Source organism: Dyella sp. 2YAF14 (assembly GCF_052114725.1).
GTDB lineage: Bacteria > Pseudomonadota > Gammaproteobacteria > Xanthomonadales > Rhodanobacteraceae > Dyella.
On record NZ_JBFRFH010000023.1, the window covers coordinates 38,011 to 46,731 of the forward strand.

Annotated in this window: 4 protein-coding genes; 2 read left to right on the forward strand and 2 right to left on the reverse strand. The window is 63.8% G+C overall.

What is annotated here, in order from left to right; all coding sequences use genetic code 11:
- Nucleotides 1-68: 68 nt before the first annotated feature.
- Nucleotides 69-1,745 carry a long-chain-fatty-acid--CoA ligase gene (locus AB4Y82_RS19990; RefSeq protein ID WP_441602406.1) on the reverse strand — a complete coding sequence of 559 codons (1,677 nt, stop codon included), beginning with the start codon at nt 1,743-1,745 and terminating at the stop codon, nt 69-71.
- A 160-nt stretch (nt 1,746-1,905) separates the two neighbouring features.
- Here AB4Y82_RS19990 and AB4Y82_RS19995 point away from each other — a divergent pair, with 160 nt between their 5' ends.
- A complete protein-coding gene (locus AB4Y82_RS19995) occupies nt 1,906-2,310 on the forward strand; it encodes a hypothetical protein (protein WP_441602405.1) in 405 nt (134 codons plus the stop codon).
- 253 nt (nt 2,311-2,563) lie between these two features.
- On the opposite strand, the gene acnA is transcribed toward AB4Y82_RS19995, so the two are convergent.
- The gene (gene acnA / locus AB4Y82_RS20000) at nt 2,564-5,314 is read right to left on the reverse strand and encodes an aconitate hydratase AcnA (RefSeq protein ID WP_441602404.1); all 2,751 of its coding nucleotides are present in this window, start codon (nt 5,312-5,314) and stop codon (nt 2,564-2,566) included.
- Between the two features lie 547 nt (nt 5,315-5,861).
- Between acnA and acnB the strand changes: the two genes are divergently transcribed.
- Nucleotides 5,862-8,453, forward strand: coding sequence for a bifunctional aconitate hydratase 2/2-methylisocitrate dehydratase (gene acnB, locus AB4Y82_RS20005; protein WP_441602403.1), 2,592 nt, complete (start codon nt 5,862-5,864; stop codon nt 8,451-8,453).
- The last annotated feature ends 268 nt before the right edge of the window (nt 8,454-8,721 follow it).

Genomic DNA, 8,721 nt, shown 5'->3' on the forward strand with positions numbered 1-8,721 from the left:
AAAAAAAGCCCGGCAGTTCGCCGGGCTTTTTGTTGAGCGCAGTGAGCTCTACTCCCACGCCTCTTCCCTCACTTCTGCTTGTTCTCATCCCGCAACTCGCGCCTCAGGATCTTGCCCACATTGCTCTTGGGCAACGAGTCGCGGAACTCGATCAGCTTGGGACGTTTATAGCCGGTGAGGTTGTCGTGGCAGAACTTCTTCAGTTCTTCCACGGTGAGGTTCGGGTCCTTGCGCACCACGAACAGCTTCACCACTTCACCCGAGTGTTCGTCCGGCACGCCCACGGCAGCCACTTCGGCCACGCCAGGATGCTGCATCACCACGTCTTCGACTTCGTTCGGATACACGTTGAAGCCGGACACCAGGATCATGTCCTTCTTGCGGTCCACGATGTAGACATAACCGGTGGCATCCATGCGCGCGATGTCGCCGGTGTGCAGCCAGCCGTCTGAGCCCAGCACCTTGGCCGTTTCGTCCGGACGCTGCCAGTAGCCCTTCATCACCTGCGGGCCGCGCACCATCAGTTCGCCCACTTCGCCGATCGCCAGCGGCTGGTTTTCTTCCGACCAGATCGCCACGTCGGTGGAGGGAATCGGCAGGCCGATCGAGCCGTTGTAATCCTTGAGGTCCAGCGGATTGATGCAGGCCGCAGGCGAGGTTTCGGTCAGCCCGTAAGCCTCGGCCAGCGTGCAGCCGGTGACTTTTTTCCAGCGCTCGGCCACCGCGCGCTGCACGGCCATGCCGCCGCCCAGCGACAGGTGCAGGCGCGAGAAATCCAGGTCGGCAAAGCCCGGCGTGTTGAGCAAGCCGTTGAACAAGGTGTTGACGCCGGTGAGCGCGGTGAACTTGGACTTCTTCAATTCCTTGACGAAGCCAGGCATGTCGCGCGGATTGGTGATCAGCCAGTTCAAACCGCCCAGGCGCATGAACACCAGGCCGTTCGCCGTCAGCGAGAAGATGTGATACAGCGGCAGCGCCGTGATGATTACTTCTTCGCCCTGCTTGGCGTTGTTGCCGATCCACGCACCGGCCTGCAGCATGTTGGCGACCATGTTGCCGTGGGTGAGCATGGCGCCCTTGGCCACGCCGGTGGTACCGCCGGTGTATTGCAGGAAGGCGATGTCTTCGTGATCGAGCTGCACCTTGGGCATCGGATGCGGCGCGCCCTTGGACAGGGCGTCTGTAAAGCGCACGGCATGCGGCAGCTCGTACGGCGGCACCATCTTCTTGACGTGCTTGAGCACGAAATTGATCAGCGCGCCCTTGGCGCCGAGCAGGTCGCCGATGCCGGTGGTGACGATGTGCTCGACGTGAGTCTCGGCCACCACCTGCTGCAGCGTCGCGGCGAAATTGTCGAGCACCACGATGGCCTTGGCGCCGGCGTCTTCCAGCTGATGCTTGAGCTCGCGCGCGGTGTACATCGGATTGGTGTTGACCACCACCAGGCCTGCGCGCAACGCGCCGAACAGGGCGATGGGGTACTGCAAGACGTTGGGCATCATGATCGCGATGCGATCGCCCTTGCCGAGCTTGAGCTCGCCGGTGAGGTAGCCGGCGAACTGGCGGCTCATCTCATCGATCTGACCGTAGGTGAGCACCTTGCCGAAGCTGGAGAAAGCCGGGCGATGACGGAAGCGTTCAAAGGCTTCTTCCACCACGGCGGCGAGCGACGCGTACTGGTTGATGTCGATCTGCGCGGGAACGCCTTCCGGGTAATGGGCCAGCCACGGACGCTCAATGCTCATGTTGGATCCAACGCTCCTGTATGTATCAGCCCGGCAGTGACGTAGGGCAAGATGATGACGCGGCATTGGAGCATACGCTTGCGTATAGCGGCAAGCCGCGCCGCAGCGAGAATAAGGCATGCCTTCGATACAAAAACTACTTGTAAATCCAGTGTTTTGCGTGTTCCTCGCAATCGGCCTGACGGCCTGCCATCGCACGCCCGACGAAAGTCGGGTGCGGCAGGGCATCGAAACCGCCGAACGAGCGGCCGAACAGGCCGATGCCTCGTCGCTGGACGCGTTGTTGAGCGACGATTTCAGCGGCAACAACGGTGAGATGGAGAGGCGGCAAATCCTGGGGCTGCTGCGTGCCGCCAGGTTTCGCGGCGAGACGATTCATGCCTTGAGCGGGCCGATCGAGGTGGAGCAGCGCGGCGATCGCTATGTCGCGCGCTTCACCGTGACCCTGACCAGCGGCGGGAAGTTGTTGCCGGCGCAGATGGGTGTGTATCGGGTGGAGACGGCGTGGCGGAAGGATGGGCGCGAGTGGCGCTGTTATGCCGCCACGTGGACCTCGGGCAGCTGATCGCCTCCTTCCCCTTGTAGGAGCGCACCCTGTGCGCGACCGCAACGCTGATCGTCGCCGCGCCACGGGGATCTTGTGTAGGAGCCCACTTGTGGGCGACCGCAGCGTTGACTGTTACTGCGCCGTGGGGTTGTCGCGCACAAGTGCGCTCCTACAAAGGTAGGGTGCCCCACACATAGCGTCCAGGCCGCTCAAAGAAAACGCCGCCCAACGGCGGCGTTTTCTCCTTGCCAAAAGCAGCCTGCAACGAGGATCAGGCCGCTTTCTTTCCAGCCAGCTGGCGCAGCACATACTGCAGGATGCCGCCGTGACGGAAGAACTCGCGTTCCTTCGGCGTGAGCAGCAACACCCTCACGGTGAACTCCTTCTTCTTGCCATCCTGCCCCGTGGCAGTGACCTTGGCAGTCTTCGATTCGCCGCCGTTGAGGCCGGTGATGTCGAAGGTCTCCTTGCCGGTCAGGTCCAGCGACTGCGCGTTCTGGCCGTCTTCGAACTGCAGCGGCAGCACGCCCATGCCCACCAGGTTGGAGCGGTGGATGCGCTCGAAGCTCTCGGCGATCACGGCTTTCACGCCCAGCAGCAGGGTGCCCTTGGCAGCCCAGTCGCGCGACGAACCCGTGCCGTATTCCTTGCCGGCCAGCACCACCAGCGGCGTCTTGTCCGCCTTGTACTTCATCGCCGCATCGTAGATCGCCAACTGCTCGCCGCTTGGCACGTACAGCGTGTAGCCGCCTTCCACGCCGTCCAGCATCAGGTTCTTGATGCGGATATTGGCGAAGGTGCCGCGCACCATCACATCGTCATTGCCGCGACGCGAACCATAGGAGTTGAAGTCCTTCGGCTCCACGCCCTTGGAGATCAGGAAACGGCCCGCCGGGCTGTCCTTCTTGATCGAGCCGGCCGGGGAGATGTGGTCGGTAGTGATGGAGTCGCCGAACAGGCCGAGCACGCGGGCGCCGTGCACATCTTCGATGCTGCCCGGCTCCTTGCTCATGCCGTCGAAGTACGGCGGGTTCTTGATGTAGGTCGAGTCGTCCCACTTGTACACATCGCCATCGGGCGAGGCGATGTGGTTCCAGCGCGTGTCGCCCTTGAACACGTCGGCGTAGCTCTTCTCGAACATCTCCGGATTGAGCGCGCTGCCGACGATGTCGGAGATCTCCTGGTTGGTCGGCCAGATGTCCTTGAGATACACCGGCTTGCCGTCGCTGCCCGTGCCCAGCGGTTCCTTGGTGAGGTCGATGTTGAGCGTGCCGGCCAAAGCGTAGGCGACCACCAGCGGCGGCGAGGCCAGGTAGTTCATCTTCACTTCCGGATGCACGCGGCCTTCGAAGTTGCGGTTGCCCGACAACACCGACGCCACCGCGAGATCGCCTTCGGCAATGCCCTTGCTGATTTCCGCCGGCAGCGGACCGGAGTTGCCGATGCAGGTGGTGCAGCCGTAACCGACGATATAGAAGCCGACTTTTTCCAGCTCCTTCAACAGGCCGGTCTTTTCCAGGTAATCGGTGACCACCTTGGAACCCGGGCCGATCGAGGTCTTCACCCAGGGCTGCGCCGTGAGGCCCTTGGCCGCGGCCTTTTTCGCCACCAGGCCCGCACCGATCATCACGCTCGGGTTGGAGGTGTTCGTGCACGAAGTGATCGCGGCGATCACTACCGCGCCATCGCCCAGCTTGAACGACTCGCCGTCCTTGTCCACGCGCACGCCGCTGTCGGTGATGTCGTTGGCCGGGTTGCCGATCGCCGCCGAGCCGCCTTCGGCAATAAACGCCGAGGTGGCTTCGTTGCGCGGCTTGCGGGTGGCGGTGAGCGGACCCACGGCGTCCTGGAAGCTCTTCTGCACGCCTTCCAGCAGCACGCGATCCTGCGGGCGCTTGGGGCCAGCGAGCGAGGGCTTCACATCGGCCAGGTTGAGTTCCAGCGTGGTAGTGAAGCGCGGCTCGATGGCGTTCTCGTCATGCCACATGCCCTGCGCCTTGGCGTAGGCCTCCACCAGGCGGATCTGATCGTCGCTGCGACCGGACAGGTGCAGGTAATTGAGCGCTTCCTGGTCGATCGGGAAGATGCCGCAGGTGGCGCCGTATTCCGGCGCCATATTGCCGATGGTGGCGCGGTCGGCCAGCGCCAGGTGCTTGAGGCCGCTGCCGAAGAACTCCACGAACTTGCCCACCACGCCGAGCTTGCGCAGCATCTGCGTGACGGTGAGCACGAGGTCGGTCGCGGTCACGCCCTCCGAGAGCTTGCCGGTCAGCTTGAAGCCGACCACCTGCGGAATCAGCATGGACGAAGGCTGGCCCAGCATCGCCGCCTCAGCCTCGATACCGCCCACGCCCCAGCCCAGCACACCGATGCCGTTGATCATGGTGGTATGCGAGTCGGTGCCGAACACGGTGTCCGGATAGGCCCAGGGCGCGCCGTCCTTCTCGGCCGTGAACACCACGCGGGCCAAGTGCTCCAGGTTCACCTGGTGCACGATGCCGGTGCGCGGCGGCACCACCTTGAAGTTGTCGAACGCCTTCTGGCCCCAGCGCAGGAAGGCATAGCGTTCCTGGTTGCGCTGGAATTCGATCTCGACGTTTTTCTCCAGCGCGGACTCGGAGCCGTACACATCGACCTGCACGGAGTGGTCGATCACCAGCTCAGCCGGCGCCAGCGGATTGATCTGCTTGGCGTCGCCGCCGAGCTTCACCACCGCATCGCGCATCGCAGCCAGGTCGACCACGCAGGGCACGCCGGTAAAGTCCTGCAGCACCACGCGGGCGGGCATGAAAGCGATTTCAGTATCGGGTTCGGCCTTGGCATCCCAGTTGGCGATGGCCTCGATTTCCTTCGAGGTCACATTGACGCCGTCCTCGTGGCGCAACAGATTTTCCAGGAGGATCTTGAGCGAATAGGGCAGGGTCTTGAGGTCAAAGCGCTGGCCGAGCTTGGCCAGGCTGGCAAAGTTGTACTGGCTGCCGTTGACAGTGAGGGTGTCGCGGGTGGCGAATGAATCCAGCATGGGCTAACTCCTGTTGCGTGAGTCTGGCGAACGCGCGAACGCGTAGCTTGGGGATCCTAGGGCACGGGACGTGAGGGGAATTGCAAAGCCTTTGTAGCTCGTCATCCCGGCGCAGGCCGGGATCCAGTGACCCTGTGTTGGGTTTTCGCGACCACCAGAAGTCGACGCTACTGGATCCCGGCCTACGCCGGGATGACGGCGAAGAAGGCCTGGCAATCCGGGGAATCCATCCTCTCCGTTCAGCACTCCCATTCAGTTTGGGACAAAAGCCCAAACGCGCAAGAGACCCGATTGGGGATTGCCGCACATTCGCCTTGCAAGATTTCGAACGCAGGCGGAAGCGTTGTCTTGCGTTGCGGCGCTTGGGGCCGGACTGGCAAAATAGCGGGCTGTGATGCCGCCAAGAACGGCATGGCGACAAGACCTTGCGCCTTGTCGAACGCCGGCAGCGGCCACGCGGAACCTCTCCCGCCGGGTGAACCTCCGCCGCGATGGCGCAAACCATCGCCCGCTGCCCCTTTGATCCACGTTCACCGGACGAGACCACATGCTTAACGCCTACCGCCAACATGTTGCCGAGCGCGCCGCGCTGGGAATCCCCGCACTGCCGCTGTCGGCCCAGCAGACCGCCGAGCTGATCGAGCTGCTGAAGAATCCGCCCACCGGTGAAGAGACGTTCCTCGTCGACCTGATCACCAACCGCGTGCCGGCTGGCGTGGACGATGCGGCCAAGGTCAAGGCCTCGTACCTGGCAGCCGTGGCGTTCGGCACCGAAAAGTGCGCGCTGATCTCGCGCGAGAAGGCCACCGAACTGCTCGGCACCATGCTGGGCGGCTACAACATCCATCCGCTGATCGAGCTGCTCGACGACGCGCAGGTCGGCACCGTCGCCGCCAACGCGCTCAAGCACACCCTGCTGATGTTCGACGCCTTCCACGACGTCAAGGACAAGGCCGACAAGGGCAACGCCAACGCCAAGGCCGTGCTGCAGAGCTGGGCCGACGCCGAATGGTTCACCAGCAAGCCGGAAGTGCCCGAAAGCCTGACCGTCACCGTGTTCAAGGTGCCGGGCGAAACCAATACCGATGACCTGTCGCCGGCACCCGATGCCACCACGCGTCCGGACATCCCGCTGCACGCCCTCGCCATGCTGAAGAATCAGCGCGACGGTGCGCCGTTCCAGCCGGAAGAAGACGGCAAGCGCGGCCCGATCGCCTTCATCGAATCGCTGAAGGAAAAAGGCCACCTGGTGGCCTACGTCGGTGACGTGGTCGGCACCGGTTCCAGCCGCAAGTCCGCCACCAACTCGGTGCTGTGGTTCACCGGCGAAGACATCCCCTTCATCCCGAACAAGCGCTTCGGCGGCGTGTGCCTGGGCAGCAAGATCGCCCCGATCTTCTACAACACGATGGAAGACGCCGGCGCGCTGCCGATCGAGCTCGACGTCTCCAGCATGAACATGGGCGACGTGGTTGAGCTCCGTCCGTACGAAGGCAAGGCGCTGAAGAACGGCGAAGTGATCGCCGAATTCCAGGTCAAGTCCGACGTGCTGTTCGACGAAGTGCGCGCCGGTGGCCGCATCCCGCTGATCGTGGGCCGTGGCCTTACCGCCAAGGCGCGCGAAGCGCTGGGCCTGCCGGTGTCCACCCTGTTCCGCCTGCCGCAGCAGCCGGCCGATACCGGCAAGGGCTACACGCTGGCGCAGAAGATGGTCGGCCGTGCCATCGGCCTGCCGGAAGGCCAGGGCGTGCGCCCGGGCACCTATTGCGAGCCGAAGATGACCTCGGTCGGTTCGCAGGACACCACCGGTCCGATGACCCGCGACGAGCTGAAGGACCTGGCTTGCCTGGGCTTCTCCGCCGACCTCGTCATGCAGTCGTTCTGCCACACCGCCGCTTATCCCAAGCCGGTGGACGTGAAGACCCACCACACGCTGCCGGAATTCATCAGCACGCGTGGCGGCATCTCGCTGCGTCCGGGCGATGGCGTGATCCACTCCTGGCTCAACCGCATGCTGCTGCCCGATACGGTCGGCACCGGCGGCGACAGCCACACGCGTTTCCCGATCGGCATATCCTTCCCGGCCGGTTCGGGTCTGGTGGCCTTCGCCGCCGCCACCGGCGTGATGCCGCTGGATATGCCCGAGTCGGTGCTGGTGCGCTTCAAGGGCGAACTGCAGCCGGGCGTGACCCTGCGTGACCTGGTCAATGCGATCCCGCTCTACGCGATCAAGAGCGGTCTGCTCACGGTGGCCAAGCAGGGCAAGAAGAACATCTTCTCCGGTCGCATCCTGGAGATCGAAGGTCTGCCGAACCTCAAGGTGGAGCAGGCGTTCGAGCTGTCCGATGCCTCGGCCGAGCGTTCCGCCGCCGGTTGCACGGTGCACTTGGACAAGGCGCCGATCATCGAATACATCAACAGCAACATCACGCTGCTGAAGTACATGATCGCGCAGGGTTACAAGGATCCGCGCAGCCTGCAGCGCCGCATCAAGGCGATGGAAGCCTGGCTCGCCAACCCGCAGCTGCTGGAGCGCGATGCCGACGCCGAATACGCCGCCGTCATCGAAATCGACCTGGCCGACGTGCACGAGCCCATCGTGGCCTGCCCGAACGACCCGGACGACGTGAAGACGCTCAGCGACGTGGCCGGTGCCACCATCGACGAAGTGTTCATCGGTTCGTGCATGACCAATATCGGTCACTTCCGCGCGGCGTCGAAGCTGCTGGAAGGCAAGCGCGACATCCCGACCAAGCTGTGGGTCGCTCCGCCGACCAAGATGGACCAGCAGCAGCTGACCGAGGAAGGCCACTACGGCGTGCTCGGCACCGCCGGCGCCCGCATGGAAATGCCGGGCTGCTCGCTGTGCATGGGCAACCAGGCGCAGGTGCGCGAGGGCGCCACGGTGTTCTCCACCTCCACCCGCAACTTCCCCAACCGCCTGGGCAAGAACTCCAACGTGTACCTGGGCTCGGCCGAACTCGCCGCGATCTGCTCGCGTCTGGGCCGCATCCCGACCAAGGCCGAGTACATGACGGACGTGGGCGTGCTCGATGCCAACGGCGAGAAGATCTACAAGTACATGAACTTCAATCAGATCGCCGATTACCAGGACGTGGCCGACACGGTTACTGCCTGAGCGCGGTGAGTCACGTCACAGTGACTGGAGAAGGGCGGCGCAAGCCGCCCTTTCTTTTTGCGCGATGCACGGGGCGCTCCTCGCGTCATTGTGGGAGGCCACCCTGTGGCCGACAGGCCGACAGGGGCACATCGGGATTGCCGCTCCGTTGGTTTGTCGCGCACAGGGTGCGCTCCCACAAAAGGCCGGTGACACGGTCCCCTTGTAGGAGCCCACTTGTGGGCGACCGATACCTCCGGAATCACCGCACCGGTGGGTCGCGCACAAG

Excerpts from the sequence above, each read along its gene's own strand:
- acnA (WP_441602404.1), bottom strand. The coding sequence starts at position 5,314 with ATGCTGGATTCATTCGCCACCCGCGACACCCTCACTGTCAACGGCAGC.
- AB4Y82_RS19990 (WP_441602406.1), bottom strand. The coding sequence starts at position 1,745 with ATGAGCATTGAGCGTCCGTGGCTGGCCCATTACCCGGAAGGCGTTCCC.
- acnB (WP_441602403.1), top strand. The coding sequence starts at position 5,862 with ATGCTTAACGCCTACCGCCAACATGTTGCCGAGCGCGCCGCGCTGGGA.